Below are 21,875 nucleotides of genomic sequence, written 5' to 3'. Positions count from 1 at the left end.
ACATGCAGCCAAAAGAATGCTGAGAAAAGCATGCTTTAATAACATTATTAATCATCATATTCGCATATAGAAATGCGTCTCTCAAATAGCTTCGCGAAAGAGCTTAGAGCGCGTTCCGATCTGATTAAATGAGATCGGTGCTCTAATCATCTGCTGTAACGCGCATCTTTTCCGATCGAAGCGGGACCAGAAATCAGTCCAGTGGGCTGATTTCCCCGCGTAGGCGTTTCACACTTTTCGGGATGCGCTCTAAATCAAAAACAATAAAACAAAATAATTATAAACTGACTTCTTCGACAAGCCGCTCGCCTGCAGCGTTTAACTGATAATAAGTGCGCTGTGTCCGAACATCGCGTTGCCGGACCGTGATATAGCCACCATTGGTTTCAAGTACAATAACCTCCCTCAGCACAAGAGCGTGAGCAACGCCAAGTATGCGAGAAAAACTGCGGCTATCCTTGGCAATGTCCAGTGCAGCCGCAGCAATAATTCCCGCGCCGAGCCGTGAGACTTTGCCCGATGCAGCCTCCAGCGCATCGACCAATGCCATATATTCAGCTTCTTCCATCAGGCGTTAGCTGCGTTAACCGCCTGAACCGGACGGAACGAAACAATGACCGACTTCGATGTTGGCGTATAGCTTTCGTCACCCGCGCTTGCCAAAGGTACAAGCACATTCATTTCCGGGTAGTAGCCCGCAATGCATCCGCGCGGAATATCATAAGGGACAAAGCGGAAATCACGAGCCACGCGCTCAACACCGTCCTCGAAATCACCGACTATATCGGCCCGATCTCCGGCTTCAACACCAATATCCGACATATCGGCAGGGTTCATGAACACCACCTGCCGCTCGCCATAGACACCGCGATAACGATCATCCATGCCATAGATCGTGGTATTGTACTGGTCATGGCTGCGGAATGTCTGGAGCACATAACGCCCCGGCTTGCCGCGTGCCTGCTGATGCTCGACAGCTTCAGGCAGCGCACCGCTCCAGAACGTAGCCTTGCCAGCCGGTGTTGCCCATTCCAGTTCTCGCGCCGTGTTGCGCAAATGGAAACCACGCGGCACACGAACGCGCGCGTTGAAGTCGTAGAAGTCCGGCAATACCCGTGAGATGTGATCACGGATCAGATCGTAATCATCGGCCAGTGCCAGCCAGTCAACCGGCTTTGGGCCCAATGTCGCATTTGCCATGCCGGCAATGATCGCAACTTCCGAACGAAGCAGCGGCGAAGCTGGGTGATTGATACCGCCCGATCCATGCACCATGCTCATCGAATCCTCCACGGTGACAATCTGCGCCACGCCCTTGGAGTTAAGATCAATCTCAGTGCGGCCAAGGCATGGAAGGATAAAGGAATCCTGCCCCGGCAAAAGATGCGAATGGTTGAGTTTGGTTGCGATATGCACAGTCAGTCTTTGGCCGGACAGTGCTTTGATAATCATCGGACTGTCAGGTGTTGCACGCGCAAAATTACCGCCCAGGCCGATGAAAGCTTTTGCCGAGCCATCAAGCATGGCACCAATCGCGCCAAGCACATTATGGCCGGGCTCACGCGGCGCTTTGAAACCAAATTCCTTTTCCAAGGCATCAAGGAATGCAGTCGACGGACGCTCATTGATGCCGACCGTGCGATCTCCCTGCACGTTGGAATGTCCACGCACCGGACAAAGCCCGGCGCCCGGCTTGCCTATATTGCCACGCAGCAACATGAAATTGGTGATTTCGCGGATCATGATTACAGAATGACGATGTTGGGTAATGCCCATCGCCCATGTGCAGATAACCCGACCAGCCTTCATGTAAATGCTAGCGGCATGTTCAAGCGATTGACGCAGAAGACCGGATTGATCTTCAATCGCTTCCCATGAAGTTGTGTCGACAGCCGCACGATAAGCTTCAAATTCTGCCGTATGCGCTGCCAGAAATTCGCGATCCAGAACCGACGGCTCTCCAGCCGCAAGCGCTGCATCATCGGCCGCAAATACTGCCTTGGCCATTCCGCGGAAGGCGGCCAAATCGCCACCCAGACGCGGCTGGTAATAATCGCTGGCGATGGCTTCGCTGCCGCCATGCATCATTTCAAGTTTGTTCTGCGGATCGGCAAACCGCTCCAGCCCGCGCTCACGAACGGGATTGAAAACAACGATCTGCGCACCGCGTTCGGCTGCGCGGCGCAGATCACCCAACATGCGCGGATGATTGGTGCCGGGATTTTGACCGACCACGAAAATCGCATCAGCCTGCTCGAAATCCTCAAGCAGAACCGTGCCTTTGCCAACGCCAACCGATTGCTTCAGAGCAACACCACTGGCCTCGTGGCACATATTGGAACAGTCAGGGAAATTGTTGGTTCCATAGGCGCGCACAAAAAGCTGATACAGAAATGCCGCCTCATTGGAGGCGCGACCCGATGTATAGAATTCGACACGATCCGGCGTATCGAAACCCTGCAAAATGCCGCCGATGGCCGCAAAGGCTTCGTCCCATTCGACCGCTTCATATTTATCGGTTGCCGCGTTGTAACGCATCGGATGTGTAAGACGACCAGTGTTCTCCAGCGCATAATCCGTCCAGGATTGCAGCTCGGAAACTGTATGTTCAGTGAAAAACTTTGGCGTCGTGCGTCGTTCGGTTGCCTCCCAGGCAACAGCCTTCACGCCATTTTCGCAAAACTCGAAAGACGAACCATGTTCCGGATCACCCCAGGCACAGCCGGGGCAGTCGAAACCATCGGGCTGATTGGCTTTCAGAAGAGCACGCGCGCCAGTCAATGGCGCACCGCTGGCCAGCAACTGCTTGCCGCAACTCTTCAAAGCGCCCCATCCGCCAGCGGCACTTGATCGTTTGCCAATAAATCGGGTTTCCGAAGCCTTGCTCATCTTGCTATCCTCGACTGCATAACGCGCTGCACCCAATGAATGTCGTACTACGATGCAGTATTCTAGAGCGCATCCCGAAAAGTGCGAAACGATTTTCGGAGAGGATGCGCGTGAATACAAATAATTAGGGCGCCAAATGCGACGCACCCCTGTCGTAAAATATCTTTGCGGCAATTTCTGACAATCGCCATATCAGCTGCAGAAATAAGCCGATAGTATAGTTGCACTTCGCAAACCATCAAATTAGCGCGAGCCAATTGTTATTCCATGCGGGTTCACTCTTGATTTCAGCCGCGCAATCCGTCATGCGATTGGTAAAGAAAACTGACCACAAGGGGTGGGAGAATGCCTAACATCGTCGAGATCGCCGATCTGAAGCGACTGGCCAAGCGCCGCGTCCCGAAAATGTTCTTCGATTATGCAGATTCGGGTGCCTGGACGGAATCAACCTATCGCGCCAATGAAACCGATTTCGCCAAGATCAAGCTGCGCCAGCGCGTTCTGGTCGATATGACCAATCGTTCGCTTGAAACAACGATGGTTGGCGAAAAGGTCGCAATGCCTGTGGCCCTCGCCCCAACCGGCCTAACCGGTATGCAACACGCAGATGGTGAAATGCTTGCGGCACAGGCGGCAGAGGCTTTTGGCGTTCCTTTTACCCTCTCGACTATGAGCATCTGCTCCATCGAAGACGTGGCATCCGTCACCAAGAAGCCATTCTGGTTTCAGCTCTACGTGATGAAAGACCGCGAATTCGTCAAAAACCTGATCACCCGTGCGAAAGCTGCCGGTTGCTCGGCTCTGGTGCTGACGCTTGATCTGCAGATTCTCGGTCAGCGCCACAAGGATCTGCGCAACGGCCTTTCCGCCCCGCCAAAGTTCACGCCAAAGCACATCTGGCAAATGGCAACCCGTCCAGGCTGGTGCATGGGCATGATGGGCACGCAGCGCCGCACCTTCCGCAACATTGCCGGTCACGCGAAAAATGTTACCGACCTGTCGTCGCTTTCCTCCTGGACGGCAGAGCAGTTCGATCCGCAGTTGAACTGGAACGATGTTGCATGGATTAAGGAACAATGGGGCGGCAAGCTGATCCTCAAGGGCATCCTCGACGTTGAAGACGCGAAGATGGCCGCAAAATCCGGTGCCGATGCGATTATCGTTTCCAACCACGGCGGTCGCCAGCTTGACGGTGCTGTCTCGTCCATCTCCATGCTCAAGCCAATTGTCGACGCTGTCGGCGATCAGATCGAAGTGCATATGGACGGCGGTGTTCGCTCAGGCCAGGATGTTCTGAAAGCGCGCGCACTGGGTGCGCAGGGCGTATTCATCGGCCGTCCGTTCCTATACGGACTTGGCGCCATGGGTAAGGAAGGCGTTACACTCGCTCTCGAGATCATCCGCAAAGAACTCGACATCACGATGGCTCTCTGCGGCAAGCGCAACATTAACGATATCGACCAGTCCGTCATACAGTCAGTCGATTTCAAGTAAAGATTGCAGAACCCGGCTCAGGCCGGGTTTTTCTTTCCCGGTTAGACGACACTTCTCAAGATAAATACTACCGCAAGTTTAGTGCTCGCTAATAAGAAGTAACGATAGCTTAAGCATATTCATTTACCATCTTTTTCCAACGGTTCGGGAACCGCAATTATTTCGGTTGGAGTTGGGTAGATGAAATATGTTTCCGCTATAGCGCTCATGACATGCAGCATGTTGATCGGTGCAAACGGAGCGCGCGCAGCTGACATTATTCTAGAGGAGCCAGCGCCAGTCGTTGTGGCACCTGCTCCTTTGGCGTCCGGGTGGTACATCCGTGGCGACATCGGTTACAACTTCAAAAACAAAACCGATGGTGAATGGGATTTCTGGAACCAGGAAAATCCACCCTATCGCGGCATCGACGACACGTTGAAATACGATAGCTTCAAACTGAAAGGTGGCGCAGCCTACGGCGTCGGCGTCGGTTATCGTTTCAACGAAATGTTCCGCACAGACGCAACGCTGGATTTCTTCCGCGCCAATATTAACGGCCGTACAAACTGCACCAGCTACGTAAAGAGCGCCCACGGCCTCAACCCGGTAGAAGATAATTGCCATTATGAAGACGCATCGACGGCAAATATCTGGACGGCAATGGCCAATGCCTATGTCGATCTGCCAAAGGTTGGAGCGGTCACGCCTTATCTTGGCGCCGGTCTGGGTGCTGCCTATGTGAAATATGGCAATTGGGATACACGTCAGGTATGCTCTGACTTCACAACCCGCAATTGCGATTACCAGTCAGACAAAGGCGGTCTCGACAGCTGGCGTTTTGCAATGGGCCTGATGGCTGGTGTGAGCTACGACCTCACCGAGCAGCTGAAGTTTGACCTTGGCTATCGCTATCTGCGCATCAACGGTGGCAAAGCCTATGGCTATGATGCCGCAGACAGCAGCACAAACCCCTACGGCAACTCCGAAGGTCCGGGCGCAACAGGCGCACAGGCCAAGGACAATGGCTTCAACATCCATACGGTCCGCGCCGGTCTTCGCTACGAATTCCGCTAAGCGGCAGCCGTCCTAAGAAATCAAAAGCCCGGCCAAATGCCGGGCTTTTTCTATGCCCGTGACGCCGGCGCTTTCGAGAGCAGCACTGTGCGGATTGCAAAGCTCGAATGAATGCGCGCAACACCCGGCAGCCGCGATAGAATTTCCTTGTGAATGATTTCATAGGAAGCGGCATTTTCCGCCTCAACCCGCAGAATATAATCGGCATCACCCGTCATCAGATAACATTCCTGCACTTCTGGATGGCGACGCACCGCCTCTTCAAAGCGGTTGAGATATTCTTCCGTCTGCCGGTCCAGCGTGATGCGAACAATCGCCACCAGCCGCTCATCCCCGCCGGAAGATCCAACAATCGCGGTATATCCGCGAATAACGCCACTTTCTTCGAGAATCTGTACCCGCCGCAGACAGGCCGACTGTGAAAGCCCCACTTCGGCGGCAAGCTGGCTGTTCGTCATCCGGCCATCGCGCCGCAGCGAACGGATGATATTGCGGTCTATGCTATCCAGTGTCGCCATGAATATTCTTCGAATGATGAGCTAATAAGTGCGTAAATCATGCAAAAATTCGCATAATCTACGACAAAATGCAAAAACATTCGAATAGTCTTCGACTATCATTATCGCTATTGCTTTGGGGGCAAGGAATAGCGATCCGCCAGTCGCCGAAACCCGACATCGAAGCAATGTGCTTTTGGGAGGAAGCGGATTAGATTCCAGGCATCCCACCAACAAACCGAGTGCACTGGAAATGACCGATATGTCGATGCATTTTTCTCAAACTGAACGAGACCTCGCCGCAGGCGGCGTTCTAACCATCGACCTCAAAGCCCTGCGCCACAATTATTCGACCATCGCTAAGCGCATTGCGCCAACCCGCACAGCCGCTGTTGTGAAAGCTGATTCTTACGGTCTTGGTGCAAACCGCGTCGCGCCGGCTTTTTATGAAGCAGGTTGCCGCGATTTCTTCGTCGCCCATCTTGGCGAAGCAATTACGCTCCGCCCTTTTCTCAATCCAGATGCGACGCTTTACGTGCTGAACGGCCTTCAGCCCGGTACGGAAGCTGTCTGCGCACGCGAGAAAATCCTGCCTGTTCTCAACTCGCTGGAGCAGATTGAAAACTGGTCGGCACTTGCCGCAAGCTTGAAAGAAAAACTGCCTGCGCTGCTACAGATCGATACCGGCATGTCGCGTCTTGGCCTGTCGGCCAAAGAACTCGACCAACTGGTCGATGACCAGCATCTTCTGGACCATATCGACGTCAAATTTGTCATCAGCCATCTGGCGAGCGGCGATGAGCCGGAAAACCCGGCCAATGCCCGTCAGCTTGCGGCCATGAATGCAGCGCTCGCACGTTTGCCAAAAATGCCGGTGGCATTTTCAAATTCCGGCGGCTGCTTTCTCGATAACACATACCACTTCAATCTCGCACGCCCGGGCGTGGCCCTTTATGGCGTCGGCCCTGAAACGGGCGAAAATCCTATGAAGCCGGTCCTTGAGCTATCAGCGCGCGTCATTCAGGTGCGCGATATCGATAAGGGTGCGGCAGTCGGTTATGGCGGCACATACGTAGCAAGCAAGCCCATGCGGATTGCAACCATCGCAGTCGGTTATGCCGATGGCTGGTTCCGCGCTTTGAGCAACAAGGGCTCCGCCTTTTATGGTGATACGCGCCTGCCGATTGTCGGTCGTGTTTCGATGGATTCGATCACGCTTGATATAACGGCCCTGCCGGAAGGCGCAATCAAGCTTGGCAGTCTGGTTGAACTCGTCGGCCCGCATCAGCGGCTCGAAGATGTGGCCCGCGATTGCGACACCATTCCTTATGAAATCCTGACTTCGTTAGGCCACCGCTATGCCCGTGTTTACGTGGATGGCGCAGCATCTGAAACAAAAGCATAATAATTAAGAGGCGAACATGCAGATCACCATTCTCGGCAGCGGCGTCATCGGCGTCACCAGCGCGTACTATCTGGCCAAGCTTGGCCATGAAGTCACTGTCGTTGACCGCGAGGAAGGCCCTGCACTGGAAACCAGCTTCGCCAATGCCGGACAGGTTTCGCCGGGCTATGCATCGCCATGGGCAGCACCCGGCATTCCATTGAAAGCTGCCAAATGGCTGTTTCAGAAACATGCGCCGCTGGTTCTGCGCCTGACCACAGATCCGAAGCAGTACGCTTGGCTGTTGCAAATGCTCGCAAACTGCACCGAGAGCCGCTACAAGGTCAATAAAACCCGCATGGTTCGTGTGGCCGAATATAGCCGCGATTGCCTTGTCGCTCTGCGCGAGGAAACCGGGATTCAATATGACCAGCGCACACAGGGCACCTTGCAGCTGTTCCGCGAGCAGTATCAGCTCGACGGCATCGGCAAGGATATCGAAGTTCTGCGTCAGGACGGCGTGCCGTTTGAAGTGCTCGACCGCGAAGATTGCGTGCGGGTTGAACCTGCTCTGGCCCGCGCCAGAGACAAATTCGTCGGTGGCCTGCGCTTGCCGCATGATGAGACCGGCGACTGCTTTAAATTCACCAATGAACTGGCCAAAATCGCCCAAGGTCTCGGCGTCAAATTCCGCTTTGGCGTCGACATCAAATCGCTGCTGATCTCTGGCGGCAAGGTGTCGGGCGTTGAAACCTCGGAAGGTGTTCTGACGGCTGATCGCTATGTTGTGGCGCTGGGCAGCTACACGCCCGCTCTGGTCAAGTCGCTTGGCCTGAATGCCCCTATCTACCCGGTCAAAGGCTATTCGATCACCGCTCCAATCATCAATGAAGAGCTGGCGCCTGTCTCGACCGTACTTGATGAAAGCTACAAGATTGCCATTACCCGCCTTGGTGATCGCATCCGTGTGGGCGGCATGGCCGAAGTCTCCGGCTTCACCAAAGACCTGCCTGCTGCACGTCGCGCAACGCTTGATCTCTCGGTGAGCGACCTGTTCCCGGGCGGTGATCTCAAGGCTGCTACCTTCTGGTCTGGCCTGCGTCCAATGACGCCGGATTCAACGCCGATCATCGGTGCAACACGCTATGACAACGTGTTTATCAATGCAGGGCACGGTACGCTTGGATGGACCATGGGTCCGGGCTCGGGCAAGCTGCTCGCCGACCTCATCTCCGGCAATAAGCCGGATATCCGTGCCGACGACCTTAGTATCGCGCGCTACGCATAAATCACGGTGGCGAGGAAGCGAAACCAGAAATCAGTCCAGTGGACTGATTTCCCCGCATAGGCATTTTCTCTTGGCGCACAAAGATCGCCCTAGCCAATGAGATGGCGCAGAAGCCCGGCTGATGCGATTGCCACCACGACCGTTACAAGCATAGGAAACCGCGTTGCGGCGGCAATTGTCAGCGCAAGCGCAATCATATCCGCTGGTTTGCCGGTAAAAAACTCCGGCGCGATAACGCTAATCAGCACGCAGCCGGGCGCGCTTTCCAGCAGCATTTGCGCCCGCGGACTCAGAGTGCGATTGCGCAGGAAAATATAACCGCCGATGCGGGTCATGTAAGTGACCGTCGCCATCAGCAATATGGTCAGAGCGTGAATAGGGTCGATCATCATTCTGGCTTCGCCTGCTTCCAGGCCACGATAAGACCCGCCACAACACCAGCTGGCACATACCAGGCGCCAGGAACGCTCAGATAGGTTACGCCCGCAACGATGAGGCTCACCAGCCATGGCACAGCGGCAACCGGTCCCTTCCACATGCTGGCAAGGATAACGATAAAGACTGCTGGAAACGCCATATCGAAACCGAAGCGTTTCACATCACCCAGAACCGGACCAACCAGCGCACCTATAGTCGTGAAGACAATCCAGGTTGCGTAAAGGCCGAGTGCGGCTCCAAAATAATAGCGAATGCTGAAGCGGTTTCCCGACTTGCGCGCATCGGCAAGACCAAGCGCCCAGCTCTCGTCGCACATGAAGAATAGCGCCAGAAATGCCTTGCGCTTCGGCAAATGCTTGATGAGCGGCGCAAGCGCTGCACCCATCAGGAAATGTCGGCTGTTTACCAGAAATGTGATCGCGACAATCAGCAGGATATGCGGCGGCGACGTCCAAAGTCCAATGGCAGCAAATTCCGAACCACCGCCGAAATTCAGGCCGGTCATCATCGGCACTTCAACCGGGCTCAGCCCCTTTTGTGTGGCCTGTGCGCCCAAGAGCAGTGCGAACGGAACAAAACTCAGACAGACGGGAATGGCTTCCCGCAGGCCACGCAGGCCTTCAGATCGCCGGGAGACGCCGCTTTGCCCCTCGACAAAATCCATACTACGCATCAACTATTTCCTTTTTGAAGAGCAACAATGCGCTCATTCCGAACCGGGAAAATACGTCAATTCGCGCAGATTATTGTTGCTTTTACACTCTCTATACACAAAATATTGGCTGTAAATATCAACAATTTGTCATTAGGCGCATTATAATGCCAACATCAATTGATGCAATTGATCGTGCCATCCTTCGGGTGCTCCAACAGGAAGGCAAGATTAACAACACCGAACTTGCCGAACGTGTTGGCCTATCCCCATCCCCGTGCCTTCGCCGGGTGAAGCAGCTGGAAGATGCAGGCTTCATCGAACGCTATGTCGCACTGGTCGATGCTGCGAAGCTCGGAATGGGCTTCACCGTTTATGTGCGCATATGGTTGACCGGCCAGGACGAAGAGACGGTCACAAGTTTTGTGAAGGCGATTGAAAAGCTGCCGCAGATTGTGGAATGCCATTTGATGGCAGGTGATTGCGATTTTCTGCTGCGCGTCATTACGCCTGATCTGGAAGGTTTCAGAAAATTCCAGATGGAATATATCGGCAAGATAAAGGGCGTTCGGAACATAAAATCCGAAATCCCGATGCAGCAGATCAAGCGCTCATGGGTCGTGCCACTATAGGCGCTTTGGCTGACACATCAGAAACTCGGTGGTGTGCAGGCGCTCACCACTTCGCAGGCTACTGGCCCCACGCATTTGAACCGATGTGGCAGCTTGCTTGAGAAATAATAGGCATCGCCCGGCCCCAAGATTCGGCGCTCGCTACCGACCGTCACTTCGATGCGACCCGAAATGACGATGCCCCCCTCCTCGCCCTCATGCATGAGCAGAACCTTGCCGGTATCCGATCCCGGCTCGTAGCGCTCTTTGAGGATTTGCAGCGAACGGGCAAAGAGGTGGTCGCCCACCTGTCGATAAGAAATCGGCCCCTTGCCGATCTCCACCAGTTCATCCGCCTGATAGAAGACCTTGTGCGGCGCATCCGGCTCAAGCGCAAAAAACTCGGCCATTCCGATAGGAATTCCATCCAGAATGCGCTTTAATGCACCAACCGACGGATTGGACTGATTGGCTTCGATCAGCGATATGGTGGAATTGGTCACGCCAGCACGTTTTGCAAGCTCTCGCTGAGACAGATTCTGCCGCATTCGCACATAGCGAAGCCTGCCTCCGATATCGATGCTCATCGACGGTTCCCCTTATTGTTTATGATGTTCGATATATCACAAACTTCCGTTTCAAAGCACATAATTTCAATAGCTTAAATTTCTGAAGAAAAGGACTTGTTGCCTTCGATAATGCATGGCCTCCTGCTCTCAAAATAGGAGGTTTTAATGCTTAACAACACCAACGCGCCAAGTCTTGATAACTTCTGGATGCCGTTCACGGCGAACCGCCAGTTCAAGGCCGCCCCACGCCTGCTCGCAAGCGCTTCGGGCATGTATTACACTGATGTCGACGGCCATCAGGTTCTGGATGGCACGGCTGGCCTTTGGTGCTGCAATGCCGGTCATGGGCGTAAGCAGATCACCCAGGCTGTCGAGCGCCAGATCTCGACCATGGACTTCGCGCCGACCTTCCAGATGGGCCACAACATTGCTTTCGATTTTGCTGAAAAGCTCGCAGCCATTGCGCCCGGTGGCCCGGATGCCAAGCTTGATCGCGTGTTCTTCACCAATTCCGGCTCGGAATCGGTCGATACCGCACTGAAGATCGCTATCGCCTATCAGCGTGCCATTGGTCAGGGCACCCGTACCCTCATCATCGGTCGTGAAAAAGGCTATCACGGCGTTGGCTTCGGCGGCATTTCTGTCGGCGGCCTCGTCAACAACCGCCGCGTCTTTCCGCAGATTCCTGCCGATCATATGCGCCATACGCTCGATATTGGCCGCAATGCATTCTCCAAGGGCTTGCCGGAACACGGCATTGAACTCGCCGACGATCTGGAACGTCTGGTTCAGCTGCACGGCGCAGAAAAGATTGCCGCCGTCATCGTCGAGCCAATGTCCGGCTCTGCCGGTGTTGTGCTTCCGCCAAAGGGCTATCTCGAACGCATCCGCGCGACCGCTGACAAGCACGGCATTCTGGTGATCTATGACGAAGTCATCACCGGCTTCGGACGCCTCGGCACACCATTTGCTGTCGATTATTTCGGCGTAAAGCCTGATCTCGTCACCACCGCCAAGGGCCTCACCAACGGCGCAATTCCAATGGGCGCGGTCTTTGCAAGCCGCACAGTGCATGACGCGCTGATGACCGGCCCGGAAAACGCCATCGAGCTCTTCCACGGCTACACCTATTCCGGTCATCCGGTCGCCTGTGCTGCCGGTCTTGCCACGCTTGAAATCTACGCCGAAGAAGGTCTTCTGACCCGCGGCGCAGAGCTGGCCGAGCATTGGCAGAACGCGCTTCATTCGCTGAAGGGCGCGCCAAATGTCATCGACATCCGCAACCTCGGCCTCGTTGGCGCAATCGAACTGTCGTCACGCGAAGGCGCCATCGGCGCACGCGCTTACGATGTCTTTGTCGATTGCTTCAAGAAGGGTCTTCTGATCCGCGTCACCGGCGATGTGATCGCGCTTTCGCCACCGCTCATCGTGGAAAAAGAACAGATCGACACAATCGTTTCCATGATCGGAGATGCGCTTAAACGCGCGGCCTGATCACCACCCAGATCGAGCCGCAACTTGGCCGCCGCTTTCCCCTGCGGCGGCTTTTTTCTTAAGCATTTCCAGCAAAAGTACGAAGCGGTTTTGCGTAAGATAGTGCGTAAAAACAAACAGATAGAGAAGTTTTGGCATTATACATAACCAGAACTTCTCTATGAATCACATTATGCGGAAAGTGGTCCAAGGGATTCTGCGCATTATCATTTTAGCGGCCACTATGTGCGAAGCCTCCAAAAGCGTAATAACGTTACATTACATCGCTAAATTTAGCTCTGCGACGGCGTAAATTTTGCCACCAGCGCATGACTATCGCCCGGATAAGTGAAGCGTACATGCGTCACCGGCTGATCGGCATTCCACGTCTGGCGCTCAACGACAAGACAAGGCGAACCGGCAGGCACGCCAAGCGTCGCAGCGTTTTCCTCGGTTGAGACAACCGCACGGATGGAATGCTGCGCATTGCTCCAAGGCACGCAGGAAACAAGCCAAGGGCCGGGTGATTGCTCTGCAAAATCGGTCTCTCCCGCGCTCGGCACGGCATCAAGGCTGATAATGCGCTCTTCCAGCGCAAAGACCCGCTTCCCTGCATAATGACGGCAAACTAGTTCGACCAGCGGCGTGTGTCGCGGCATGTCGATATGACGCGCATCGGCGGGGCCGCTCAACCGCTCGTTTCGTTTCAGCAGCTCAAAACGATAAGGCTGCCCAAGCGCTGCGACCTCATCGCGAATATCATGGATTTCGAGAATCGCGGCTTGTGACTGCGGGAAAGAAACAAAGCTGCCCGAACGGCGCTTCCGCTCAATCAGACCGGCTTTTGCCAGCTGCGTTAGCGCCTTATTCACGGTCATGCGCGAGCAATTATAATACTCGGTAAGCTCGTGCTCGAACGGGATGCGATGACCGGGCTGCCATTCGCCAGAAATAATGCGCGTTTCAATATCATCCAGAATACGCTGATGCAGCGATAATGTCGGCTCGTCTTTTCCGGATGGATTGTCCTGCACGTCCCGCTCGCCCCATTTATTAGTTCAGCAATTCGCCGATTGCTTTCTGGAAAGCACGCTCTGCCGCATCGCGCAAGCGATGATGTCCGCCCTCCACCTGTTTCACGCCGCGCACCCACACATCAGAGGCACGCGCACGACCGGCAAAAATCCAGCCATCGAGAACCGCATCCCCCTTTGCATGGGGCAGACGCTCAACATCAAGCGATACAAAATCTGCCGAAGCACCCTGTCTCAAACCATCGCCTTCGCGACCCATAGCAATATTCCCGCCCGCCAATGCACCATCAAACAAGGCGCGTCCGGTCGAGCCTTCGTTTTTCGCCAGCACATTGCGCGCTCGATGCAGCAAACGCTGCGAATATTCATATTGCCGCAACTCATCGCCAATGCCGATCAGCACATTGGAATCGGACCCAACGCCGAAACGGCCACCATTGGCATCAAACACGGTGGCATTGAACGTGCCATCGCCGAGATTGGCTTCCGTAACCGGACAAAGACCGGCAATCGCACCAGCCTGAGCCATACGCACAGTTTCCGTGTCACTCATGTGCGTTGCGTGGATAAGGCACCAGCGCGCCGACAATTCCTGATGGTCAAGCAGCCATTCAACAGGTCTCTGTCCGGACCACGCAATGCAGTCCTCCACTTCCTTAACCTGCTCGGCAATGTGAATATGCACTGGCGCGCCGGGCAACAGCTTTGCTGCAAATGTCAGCTCATCCGGGGTGACAGCACGCAAACTGTGCGGCGCCACGCCAAGCACAGCACCATCGAAGCCAGAAAGAGCCCTCTCGCAACCCTCGATCAGGCGCGCAAAACTCTGCTGATCGTTAATGAAACGACGCTGTCCCTCATTGGGATCGGCACCGCCAAAACTCGAATGCGCATAAAGCACCGGCAACAAGGTCAGACCGATGCCAGCCGTTTGCGCTGCCGAGACAATGCGGTCCGCCATTTCCGAGATATTGCTGTAAGTCGTGCCGTCGCGAGCATGATGCAGATAATGAAACTCACCGACGCGTGTAAAACCGGCTTCCAGCATATCGACATAAAGCCGCAATGCGACTGCTTCCGCCTGTTCCGGCGTCATGGTCAGCGCGAACTTATACATGATCTCGCGCCAGCTCCAGAAACTGTCAGCCGATGGGCCGCGCCGTTCAGCAAGGCCAGCCATGCCATATTGAAACGCGTGGCTGTGGAGGTTTGGCATCCCCGCTACGATCACCTTATAGCGCTCGTCTCCCGGTTTGGCTTCAACGCCAATCTCCACAGAAGCAATTGTTCCTTGAGCTAAACCAAGCCGCACATCCTCTGCCCAGCCCGTCTGCAAAAGCGCCTGACCAGCATGGATAAATTGCGTTGTTGGGACTGCGGCTGACATTCGATGAAGCTCCTCATTCCGCCCAATTTGCACACCCGTTTTTCAACAGATCGCGATTGGATGCATTTTTTCTCTTGGCGGTTCCGTTAATATGTATATACATTATTGAAAACCAGGGGAAGCGAGAAAACGCTCATGACACAGAAATCAAACTTCGTTTTAACGCAGGCACGCATCGCCACTCTATCGGAAAAGGCAGATGGACTTGGTTTGATCGAAGCTGCTGCAATTGCCGTCAAGGATGGCAAAATCGCTTATGTCGGCGCAGAAATTGATCTTCCCGCTGAATATGCCTCGCTTGAGAAGATTGACTGCGAAAACCGCCTGATCACGCCCGGTCTGATCGACTGTCACACGCATCTGGTCCACGCAGGCAATCGCGCGCATGAATTTGAGCTGCGCCTGAATGGTGCCACTTACGAAGAAGTTGCGCGCGCGGGCGGCGGCATTGTTTCCTCTGTTAAAAACCTGCGTGCGGCCAGCGAAGATGATCTGGTCCGTGAAACCCTGCCACGCCTTGATGCGCTGATTGCTGAAGGCGTGACGACGGTTGAAGTCAAATCGGGTTATGGCCTCGATACGGACAGCGAAGCAAAGTCATTGCGTGCGGCTCGGCGTCTTGGGCATGAACGCGACGTTGCTATTCGTACGACCTTCTTGGGCGCTCATGCCCTGCCGCCGGAAATGAATGGCGACAAAACGGCTTTCATCGACAAGATCGTCAACGAAATGCTGCCTGCTATTGCGAGCGAAAATCTCGCCGATGCAGTAGACGGGTTCTGCGAAAGCATCGCCTTCCTGCCGGATGAAATCGCCCGCGTTTTCGATGCTGCAAAGGCGCACGGCCTTCAGGTCAAACTCCACGCAGACCAGCTTTCCAATCTGCATGGCGCAGCTCTTGCCGCTTCATATGATGCACTTTCCGCCGATCATCTCGAATATACCGATGCTGACGGCGCGGCTGCCATGGCAAAGGCCGGAACCGTCGCGGTTCTGCTTCCCGGCGCTTATTATTTCATCCGTGAAACGCAAAAGCCGCCGGTCGATCTTTTCCGCGCAGCTGGCACAAAGATGGCGCTGGCCACCGACAATAATCCCGGCACTTCGCCGCTTACCTCGCTTCTGCTCACCATGAACATGGGCGCAACCCTGTTTCGTATGACAGTTGATGAATGCATTGCAGGCGTCACCCGCGAAGCAGCACGTGCTCTTGGTGTGCTCGACAAGACCGGCACGCTGGAGGTCGGCAAGGACGCGGATCTCGCCATCTGGAGCGTCGAGCGTCCGGCAGAGCTCGTTTACCGCATTGGCTTCAACCCGCTCTGGAAGCGGGTTTTCAAAGGCCAGATCTAATTCATATCCCCAATGGAGTTTTCCATGTCCCTCATATTGAAGCCCGGCAGCGTTCCACTCTCAACAATCGAGAAAATCTATCGCGAAAACCTCGCCGTTCGCATTGATCCGTCATTCCATGCTGGTGTTGAAAAGGCTGCGGCACGAATCGCCGAAATCGCAGCTGGCGATGCACCGGTTTATGGCATCAATACTGGCTTTGGTAAGCTTGCCTCTATCCGTATTGCTCCCGAAGACGTGGCAACACTTCAGCGCAATCTGATCCTGTCGCATTGCTGTGGCGTGGGTGAACCGCTGAGTGAAGAGATCGTGCGCCTCATAATGGCGCTGAAACTCATTTCGCTTGGCCGTGGTGCGTCGGGCGTGCGGCTGGAACTCATCACCCTCATCGAAGCCATGCTTGAAAAAGGCGTGATCCCGATGATCCCGGCCAAGGGTTCGGTTGGCGCTTCTGGCGATCTTGCACCGCTCGCTCATATGGCAGCAGCCATGATCGGCGAAGGTGAAGCCTTCTATCAGGGCGAACGCCTGCCATCTGCTGAAGCACTGAAGAAAGCAGGCCTCAAGCCAACTGTTCTGGCTGCGAAGGAGGGTCTCGCCCTCATCAACGGCACACAGACCTCGACTGCACTGGCATTGGCCGGTCTGTTCCGCGCGCATCGTGCATTGCAGGCAGCCCTCATCACCGGCGCACTTTCGACCGATGCGGCGATGGGTTCCACCGCACCATTCCATCCGGATATTCACACCCTGCGCGGACATCAGGGCCAGATTGATACGGCTGCAGCACTGCGCAATCTGCTGGCTGGTTCGGTCATTCGCGAGAGCCACCTTGAAGGCGACCAGCGCGTGCAGGATCCTTATTGCATCCGTTGTCAGCCACAGGTCGATGGAGCAGCCCTCGACATTCTGCGCCAAGCTGCACGCACACTTGAAATCGAAGCCAATGCCGTTACCGATAACCCGCTCGTCCTCTCCGATGACAGTGTGGTTTCAGGCGGCAACTTCCATGCCGAACCAGTTGCTTTCGCAGCCGACCAGATCGCGCTTGCCGTCTGCGAAATTGGCGCAATTGCACAGCGCCGCATCGCGCTTCTGGTTGACCCTGCGCTTTCCTTCGGCCTGCCAGCTTTCCTTGCAAAGAAGCCGGGCCTCAATTCGGGTCTTATGATTGCGGAAGTCACTTCGGCAGCACTGATGAGCGAAAATAAGCAGATGGCGCATCCGGCATCGGTTGATTCAACGCCAACCTCCGCCAATCAGGAAGATCATGTTTCCATGGCCTGCCATGGGGCGCGTCGCCTGTTGCAGATGACTGAAAACCTCAACGCAATCATTGGCATTGAAGCATTGACCGGCGCGCTCGGCGTTGAACTGCGCGGCCCGCTTGAAACCAGTCCTGAACTGAAAAACGCCACCGCCGTTCTGCGCTCTAAAGTGCCGACGCTCGACGTTGATCGCTACATGGCAAACGACCTCGCTAGCGCAAGCGCCATCATCGCCGACGGCTCGTTCACTGGCAGCATCAGCGCAAATATCCTGCCTGCGTTGGAGGCTTGATATGGCTGCTTTTGAAGTCCATCAGGGTTCGTCACCCGTCATTCTCGGCCTGCCCCACACCGGGACAGACGTGCCGGAAGACATCTGGGCACGGCTCAATGATAATGGCCGCATTCTCGCCGACACCGACTGGCATATCCACACGCTCTATGATGGGCTGCTGGATAATGTCACGACCGTACGCGCCACCTTCCATCGCTATTGCATCGATGCCAATCGCGATCCGGCAGGCGTCAGCCTCTATCCGGGCCAGAATACCACGACGCTGATCCCGGAAACCGATTTCGACGGTATTGCCATCTGGAAAGACGGCGAAGCGCCGAAAGAAGCCGATATCACCGATCGCATCACCCGCTTTCACAAGCCGTATCACGATGCGCTTGCGGCAGAAATCGAGCGCGTGAAGGCGATCCACGGTGTGGCGATCCTTTATGATTGCCACTCGATCCGCTCGCATATTCCATTCCTGTTTGAAGGCAAGCTGCCGGATTTCAACATCGGCACAGACCTCGGTAAGACCTGCGCACCGGAAATTGAAGCCGCAGCCGTGGAAGTGACCCAAAACGCCACCGGCTACACGTCCATCCTCAATGGCCGTTTCAAGGGCGGATGGACGACCCGCCACTATGGCAAGCCCGAAACCGGCGTCCACGCCATCCAGATGGAACTAGCGCAATCCACACATCTGGCGACCGAGGCCGTGCCTTTCGCATACGACCAAGCCAAGGCCGAACCGCTCCGCGTCCATCTCAAAAACCTATTGCAGCGTCTCGAACAGATCGCTGCCAAGATCTAAGTCCGAAAAGGGGAAATCATGTCCAACCCACGTCATAATGAACGCGACATTCGCGCTCCGCGCGGCACCGAACTCAATGCTAAGAGCTGGCTCACCGAAGCCCCCCTGCGCATGTTGATGAACAACCTCGATCCGGATGTTGCCGAACGCCCGCATGAACTGGTTGTCTATGGCGGCATTGGTCGCGCAGCCCGCACATGGGACGATTTCGACCGTATCGTTGCAACGCTGAAGACGCTCAACGACGATGAAACCCTGCTGGTGCAGTCGGGCAAGCCGGTCGGCGTGTTCCGCACCCACAAGGATGCACCGCGCGTTCTGATCGCCAATTCCAACCTCGTGCCACATTGGGCAACCTGGGATCATTTCAACGAACTGGATAAGAAGGGCTTGGCCATGTATGGCCAGATGACCGCCGGTTCGTGGATTTATATCGGCGCTCAGGGCATCGTTCAGGGCACCTATGAAACCTTCGTGGAAGCTGGTCGCCAGCATTATGACGGCAACCTCAAGGGCAAGTGGATTCTCACCGGTGGCTTAGGCGGCATGGGCGGCGCTCAACCGCTTGCAGCCGTCATGGCTGGTGCCTGCTGCCTCGCAGTCGAGTGTGACGAAACCCGCGCCGATTTCCGCCTACGCACTCGTTATGTGGATGAAAAGACCCACAGCCTTGATGAAGCTCTGGCAAAGATCGACGAATGGACCAAGGCAGGTGAAGCCAAATCCATTGCACTGATCGGCAATGCCGCTGATGTTTTCCCGGAACTCGTCAAGCGTGGTGTGCGCCCTGACATCGTGACCGATCAGACCTCGGCACATGATCCGGTGCATGGCTATCTGCCAATCGGCTGGAGCGTTGCTGAATGGCGCGCCAAGCAGGAGAGCGATCCGAAGGGCGTTGCAAAAGCTGCCCGCGCTTCGATGAAAGTGCAGGTTCAGGCCATGCTCGACTTCTGGAATGCCGGCATTCCAACGGTCGATTACGGCAACAACATCCGCCAGATGGCGCTCGAAGAAGGTCTGGAAGACGCCTTTGCCTTCCCGGGCTTCGTGCCTGCCTATATCCGCCCGCTGTTCTGCCGCGGCATTGGGCCTTTCCGCTGGGCAGCCCTTTCCGGCGATCCGGAAGATATTGCAAAGACCGATGCCAAGGTGAAGGAACTGCTGCCAGACAACAAGCATCTGCACAACTGGCTCGACATGGCGAAAGAACGCATCGCGTTTCAGGGTCTGCCAGCGCGCATCTGCTGGGTTGGCCTCGGTGATCGTCACCGCCTCGGCCTCGCTTTCAACGAAATGGTCCGCAATGGCGAACTGAAAGCACCTATAGTCATTGGCCGCGATCACCTCGACAGTGGCTCGGTCGCTTCGCCAAACCGCGAAACCGAATCCATGAAGGACGGCTCGGACGCAGTGTCTGACTGGCCGCTGCTCAATGCACTGCTCAACACCGCATCGGGCGCAACATGGGTATCGCTCCATCATGGCGGCGGTGTTGGCATGGGCTTCTCCCAGCATTCGGGCATGGTCATCTGCTGTGATGGCACGGAAGATGCCGACCAGCGCATCGGTCGTGTGCTGTGGAATGATCCGGCAACGGGCGTCATGCGCCATGCCGATGCGGGCTATGAAGAAGCGCTCGACTGGGCAAAGCAGCAGGGTCTGCGTCTACCGGCCATCCTGGGTAATTAATCCATGCACATCTTACGCAGCGCCGACCACAAGCACATGCCGTGGAAAAACGGTGGCGGTGTTACGGTTGAAATTGCGATCCACCCTGAAAATGCGTCAGTCGATAATTTCGACTGGCGCATTTCCACAGCAACCGTTGCCAATGACGGCCCCTTCTCGGTTTTCACTGGCATTGATCGCACATTGTCGGTGCTGGAAGGCAACGGCATTGTTCTCGATGTTGAAGGTGTGGAAACCACCCTCACCCGCGAGACAGCACCCTTTGCTTTTGCCGCCGATGCCAGCTCTGGTGCCCGCCTCATCGACGGAACAATCACTGATCTCAACGTCATGACGCGACGCGGGCGCTTCACGCATCACGTCGAACGCATCGCCATTGATGATTCGAGAATTGTTGCATCCAATTGTGGCGCCATGCTTATTTTCTGTGCAGAAGGCAATTTCGATCTAAAAACAGACAGCAGAATCGCGCATCTGAGCCTGCATGATTGCTTGGTCATGTCGGGAGAGGCTCAGTTTTCTCTAGAACTTATTGGTAAGGGGATCGTCTATCGGATTGCGATTATCGAAGTATAATCAACAATCTACGGGAAATTTGAACAGTTTGGCGGCCAAAGGATTCTTTATATGCCTCTCTGGACAGAAATTTCCGCCCTGCTAATTTGTCTGCCAGAATATGTATATGCTTAAAACAAAAAAGGGGTTCACATATGAGAAAATCTTGGTTGGCAGGCGCAGCCCTCGCAGCGCTCACCTTCGCTTCGAGCGCACAGGCAGAAACAAAAGTCGCAATCGGCTTTTCCGGCTGGACCGGCTTTGGTCCGCTGACGCTTGCGAAAGAAGCAGGTATCTTCAAAAAGAACGGCCTCGACGTCACGCTCAATAAAATTCCGCAGGCAAGCCGCCACCTCGCGCTCGCATCGGGCGATATCCAGTGCGCGGCAACCACCGTTGAAACATGGATTATCTGGAACGCGGCTGGCGTGAAGTCCAAGCAGATTTTCCAGATGGACAAATCCTACGGCGCTGACGGCATCGCCGTGCGTGCCGATGTCAATTCCTTTGCCGATCTGAAGGGCAAGACCATTGCCGCTTCCGCTCCCGGCACGTCGCCATACTTCTTCCTTGCCTTCATGCTGGCCAAGAACGGCATGACCACCAAGGACGTGAAGATCGTCAACATGGAACCGGGACCAGCAGCGCAGGCTTTCGTTGCAGGCCAGAACGACGCTGCCCTGACCTACGAACCATATCTGTCGACGGTGCGTGCAGCACCCGACAAAGGCAAAATTCTCGCCACAACACTCGAATATCCGGCTGTTATGGACACCGTTGGCTGCACCCCGGATTTCCTTGAAAAGAACCCGGAAGCTGCAAAGGCACTTGCCACCAGCTATTTCGAAGCGCTTGAAATGATCGCAGCCGATCAGGCCAAGTCCTACGAAATCATGGGCAAGGACGTGAAGCAGTCGGGCGAAGAATTCGGCAAATCCGCAGCCTATCTCCGCTGGCAGGACAAAGCCGCCAACCAGAAGTTCTTTGAAGGCGAGTTCAAGGAATTTTCGGAAGAAGCCACCAAGCTCCTGCTTGACGCCGGCGTGATCAAGAACAAGCCGAACCTCGACGATATTGTCGACACAAGCTTCATCAAGTAATCACATCGAAAAAGCAGGCTCGGAGTTCGCTCCGGGTCTGTTTCATT

The 21,875-nt window shown here is 55.2% G+C and carries 21 protein-coding genes; 12 read left to right on the top strand and 9 right to left on the bottom strand.

What is annotated here, in order from left to right:
• Nucleotides 1–277 precede the first annotated feature (277 nt).
• Both RT142_RS21295 and RT142_RS21290 read right to left on the bottom strand, forming a co-directional pair.
• Complete coding sequence (locus RT142_RS21295; RefSeq protein ID WP_409558596.1) at nt 278–568, bottom strand: hypothetical protein; 291 nt, start codon at nt 566–568, stop codon at nt 278–280.
• Entirely contained in the window at nt 568–2,889 is a 2,322-nt protein-coding gene (locus RT142_RS21290; protein ID WP_313031311.1) for an FdhF/YdeP family oxidoreductase, read from the bottom strand. Before RT142_RS21290 ends, RT142_RS21295 begins: the two co-directional genes overlap by 1 nt.
• A 345-nt stretch (nt 2,890–3,234) precedes the next feature.
• On the opposite strand from RT142_RS21290, the gene RT142_RS21285 reads away from it, so the two are divergent.
• Nucleotides 3,235–4,383 (top strand): alpha-hydroxy acid oxidase, encoded by a 1,149-nt coding sequence (locus RT142_RS21285; RefSeq protein ID WP_007876196.1) that lies wholly within the window; start codon nt 3,235–3,237, stop codon nt 4,381–4,383.
• Between the two features lie 180 nt (nt 4,384–4,563).
• A complete protein-coding gene (locus tag RT142_RS21280) occupies nt 4,564–5,439 on the top strand; it encodes an outer membrane protein (RefSeq protein WP_007876198.1) in 876 nt (291 codons plus the stop codon).
• A 50-nt stretch (nt 5,440–5,489) separates the two neighbouring features.
• On the opposite strand, the gene RT142_RS21275 is transcribed toward RT142_RS21280, so the two are convergent.
• Nucleotides 5,490–5,957, bottom strand: a complete 468-nt coding sequence (locus RT142_RS21275) for an Lrp/AsnC family transcriptional regulator (protein WP_064320925.1) — start codon at nt 5,955–5,957, stop codon at nt 5,490–5,492.
• 232 nt (nt 5,958–6,189) lie between these two features.
• Here RT142_RS21275 and alr point away from each other — a divergent pair, with 232 nt between their 5' ends.
• Both alr and RT142_RS21265 read left to right on the top strand, forming a co-directional pair.
• Complete coding sequence (gene alr / locus RT142_RS21270; protein WP_313031307.1) at nt 6,190–7,341, top strand: alanine racemase; 1,152 nt, start codon at nt 6,190–6,192, stop codon at nt 7,339–7,341.
• A gap of 16 nt (nt 7,342–7,357) precedes the next feature.
• Entirely contained in the window at nt 7,358–8,608 is a 1,251-nt protein-coding gene (locus RT142_RS21265) for a D-amino acid dehydrogenase (RefSeq protein ID WP_079212179.1), read from the top strand.
• Nucleotides 8,609–8,697: 89 nt separating this feature from the next.
• On the opposite strand, the gene RT142_RS21260 is transcribed toward RT142_RS21265, so the two are convergent.
• The gene (locus RT142_RS21260) at nt 8,698–8,997 is read right to left on the bottom strand and encodes an AzlD family protein (protein ID WP_064322441.1); all 300 of its coding nucleotides are present in this window, start codon (nt 8,995–8,997) and stop codon (nt 8,698–8,700) included.
• Nucleotides 8,997–9,710 carry an AzlC family ABC transporter permease gene (locus RT142_RS21255; protein ID WP_313031321.1) on the bottom strand — a complete coding sequence of 238 codons (714 nt, stop codon included), beginning with the start codon at nt 9,708–9,710 and terminating at the stop codon, nt 8,997–8,999. Before RT142_RS21255 ends, RT142_RS21260 begins: the two co-directional genes overlap by 1 nt.
• Before the next feature lie 155 nt (nt 9,711–9,865).
• Between RT142_RS21255 and RT142_RS21250 the strand changes: the two genes are divergently transcribed.
• Nucleotides 9,866–10,330 carry an Lrp/AsnC family transcriptional regulator gene (locus tag RT142_RS21250; RefSeq protein WP_079212180.1) on the top strand — a complete coding sequence of 155 codons (465 nt, stop codon included), beginning with the start codon at nt 9,866–9,868 and terminating at the stop codon, nt 10,328–10,330.
• A gap of 17 nt (nt 10,331–10,347) precedes the next feature.
• Here the strand turns inward: RT142_RS21250 and RT142_RS21245 are convergent, their stop codons facing one another.
• Entirely contained in the window at nt 10,348–10,896 is a 549-nt protein-coding gene (locus tag RT142_RS21245; protein WP_007876209.1) for a cupin domain-containing protein, read from the bottom strand.
• A gap of 147 nt (nt 10,897–11,043) precedes the next feature.
• Between RT142_RS21245 and RT142_RS21240 the strand changes: the two genes are divergently transcribed.
• Nucleotides 11,044–12,372, top strand: coding sequence for an aspartate aminotransferase family protein (locus RT142_RS21240; protein WP_007876210.1), 1,329 nt, complete (start codon nt 11,044–11,046; stop codon nt 12,370–12,372).
• On the opposite strand, the gene RT142_RS21235 is transcribed toward RT142_RS21240, so the two are convergent.
• The 3 genes from RT142_RS21235 to RT142_RS21225 form a co-directional block, all read right to left on the bottom strand.
• Nucleotides 12,373–12,510, bottom strand: a complete 138-nt coding sequence (locus RT142_RS21235) for a hypothetical protein (protein WP_171380199.1) — start codon at nt 12,508–12,510, stop codon at nt 12,373–12,375.
• A 134-nt stretch (nt 12,511–12,644) separates the two neighbouring features.
• A complete protein-coding gene (hutC, locus tag RT142_RS21230) occupies nt 12,645–13,385 on the bottom strand; it encodes a histidine utilization repressor (RefSeq protein ID WP_064320929.1) in 741 nt (246 codons plus the stop codon).
• A 19-nt stretch (nt 13,386–13,404) separates the two neighbouring features.
• Nucleotides 13,405–14,772, bottom strand: a complete 1,368-nt coding sequence (locus RT142_RS21225; RefSeq protein WP_079212183.1) for a formimidoylglutamate deiminase — start codon at nt 14,770–14,772, stop codon at nt 13,405–13,407.
• Between the two features lie 135 nt (nt 14,773–14,907).
• On the opposite strand from RT142_RS21225, the gene hutI reads away from it, so the two are divergent.
• The 6 genes from hutI to RT142_RS21195 all read left to right on the top strand — a co-directional run bounded on the left by hutI (nt 14,908) and on the right by RT142_RS21195 (nt 21,828).
• On the top strand, nt 14,908–16,125 hold the full coding sequence (hutI, locus tag RT142_RS21220; protein WP_313031302.1) for an imidazolonepropionase: 1,218 nt from the start codon (nt 14,908–14,910) through the stop codon (nt 16,123–16,125).
• A gap of 24 nt (nt 16,126–16,149) precedes the next feature.
• Nucleotides 16,150–17,685, top strand: coding sequence for a histidine ammonia-lyase (gene hutH / locus RT142_RS21215; RefSeq protein WP_313031299.1), 1,536 nt, complete (start codon nt 16,150–16,152; stop codon nt 17,683–17,685).
• A 1-nt stretch (nt 17,686) separates the two neighbouring features.
• Nucleotides 17,687–18,481 (top strand): N-formylglutamate deformylase, encoded by a 795-nt coding sequence (gene hutG, locus RT142_RS21210; RefSeq protein ID WP_313031297.1) that lies wholly within the window; start codon nt 17,687–17,689, stop codon nt 18,479–18,481.
• An 18-nt stretch (nt 18,482–18,499) separates the two neighbouring features.
• On the top strand, nt 18,500–20,173 hold the full coding sequence (gene hutU / locus RT142_RS21205) for a urocanate hydratase (protein WP_313031294.1): 1,674 nt from the start codon (nt 18,500–18,502) through the stop codon (nt 20,171–20,173).
• 3 nt (nt 20,174–20,176) lie between these two features.
• Entirely contained in the window at nt 20,177–20,749 is a 573-nt protein-coding gene (locus RT142_RS21200) for a HutD family protein (protein WP_079212188.1), read from the top strand.
• Nucleotides 20,750–20,883: 134 nt separating this feature from the next.
• Nucleotides 20,884–21,828 (top strand): ABC transporter substrate-binding protein, encoded by a 945-nt coding sequence (locus RT142_RS21195; RefSeq protein WP_112805531.1) that lies wholly within the window; start codon nt 20,884–20,886, stop codon nt 21,826–21,828.
• Nucleotides 21,829–21,875 lie beyond the last annotated feature (47 nt).

Origin of the sequence: Brucella sp. (assembly GCF_032066345.1) — a bacterium.
Lineage (GTDB): Bacteria > Pseudomonadota > Alphaproteobacteria > Rhizobiales > Rhizobiaceae > Brucella > Brucella pseudogrignonensis.
This window is presented reverse-complemented; position numbering and strand designations above follow the sequence as displayed.

Bases quoted from the DNA above. Each gene is read 5' to 3' on its own strand.
- RT142_RS21290 (WP_313031311.1), bottom strand. From the start codon at position 2,889: ATGAGCAAGGCTTCGGAAACCCGATTTATTGGCAAACGATCAAGTGCC.
- RT142_RS21235 (WP_171380199.1), bottom strand. From the start codon at position 12,510: ATGCCAAAACTTCTCTATCTGTTTGTTTTTACGCACTATCTTACGCAA.
- hutI (WP_313031302.1), top strand. From the start codon at position 14,908: ATGACACAGAAATCAAACTTCGTTTTAACGCAGGCACGCATCGCCACT.
- RT142_RS21285 (WP_007876196.1), top strand. From the start codon at position 3,235: ATGCCTAACATCGTCGAGATCGCCGATCTGAAGCGACTGGCCAAGCGC.
- RT142_RS21245 (WP_007876209.1), bottom strand. From the start codon at position 10,896: ATGAGCATCGATATCGGAGGCAGGCTTCGCTATGTGCGAATGCGGCAG.
- RT142_RS21250 (WP_079212180.1), top strand. From the start codon at position 9,866: ATGCCAACATCAATTGATGCAATTGATCGTGCCATCCTTCGGGTGCTC.
- RT142_RS21240 (WP_007876210.1), top strand. From the start codon at position 11,044: ATGCTTAACAACACCAACGCGCCAAGTCTTGATAACTTCTGGATGCCG.
- RT142_RS21265 (WP_079212179.1), top strand. From the start codon at position 7,358: ATGCAGATCACCATTCTCGGCAGCGGCGTCATCGGCGTCACCAGCGCG.
- hutU (WP_313031294.1), top strand. From the start codon at position 18,500: ATGTCCAACCCACGTCATAATGAACGCGACATTCGCGCTCCGCGCGGC.
- alr (WP_313031307.1), top strand. From the start codon at position 6,190: ATGACCGATATGTCGATGCATTTTTCTCAAACTGAACGAGACCTCGCC.
- hutH (WP_313031299.1), top strand. From the start codon at position 16,150: ATGTCCCTCATATTGAAGCCCGGCAGCGTTCCACTCTCAACAATCGAG.
- RT142_RS21200 (WP_079212188.1), top strand. From the start codon at position 20,177: ATGCACATCTTACGCAGCGCCGACCACAAGCACATGCCGTGGAAAAAC.
- RT142_RS21195 (WP_112805531.1), top strand. From the start codon at position 20,884: ATGAGAAAATCTTGGTTGGCAGGCGCAGCCCTCGCAGCGCTCACCTTC.
- RT142_RS21260 (WP_064322441.1), bottom strand. From the start codon at position 8,997: ATGATCGACCCTATTCACGCTCTGACCATATTGCTGATGGCGACGGTC.
- RT142_RS21295 (WP_409558596.1), bottom strand. From the start codon at position 568: ATGGAAGAAGCTGAATATATGGCATTGGTCGATGCGCTGGAGGCTGCA.
- RT142_RS21280 (WP_007876198.1), top strand. From the start codon at position 4,564: ATGAAATATGTTTCCGCTATAGCGCTCATGACATGCAGCATGTTGATC.
- hutG (WP_313031297.1), top strand. From the start codon at position 17,687: ATGGCTGCTTTTGAAGTCCATCAGGGTTCGTCACCCGTCATTCTCGGC.
- RT142_RS21225 (WP_079212183.1), bottom strand. From the start codon at position 14,772: ATGTCAGCCGCAGTCCCAACAACGCAATTTATCCATGCTGGTCAGGCG.
- RT142_RS21255 (WP_313031321.1), bottom strand. From the start codon at position 9,710: ATGGATTTTGTCGAGGGGCAAAGCGGCGTCTCCCGGCGATCTGAAGGC.
- RT142_RS21275 (WP_064320925.1), bottom strand. From the start codon at position 5,957: ATGGCGACACTGGATAGCATAGACCGCAATATCATCCGTTCGCTGCGG.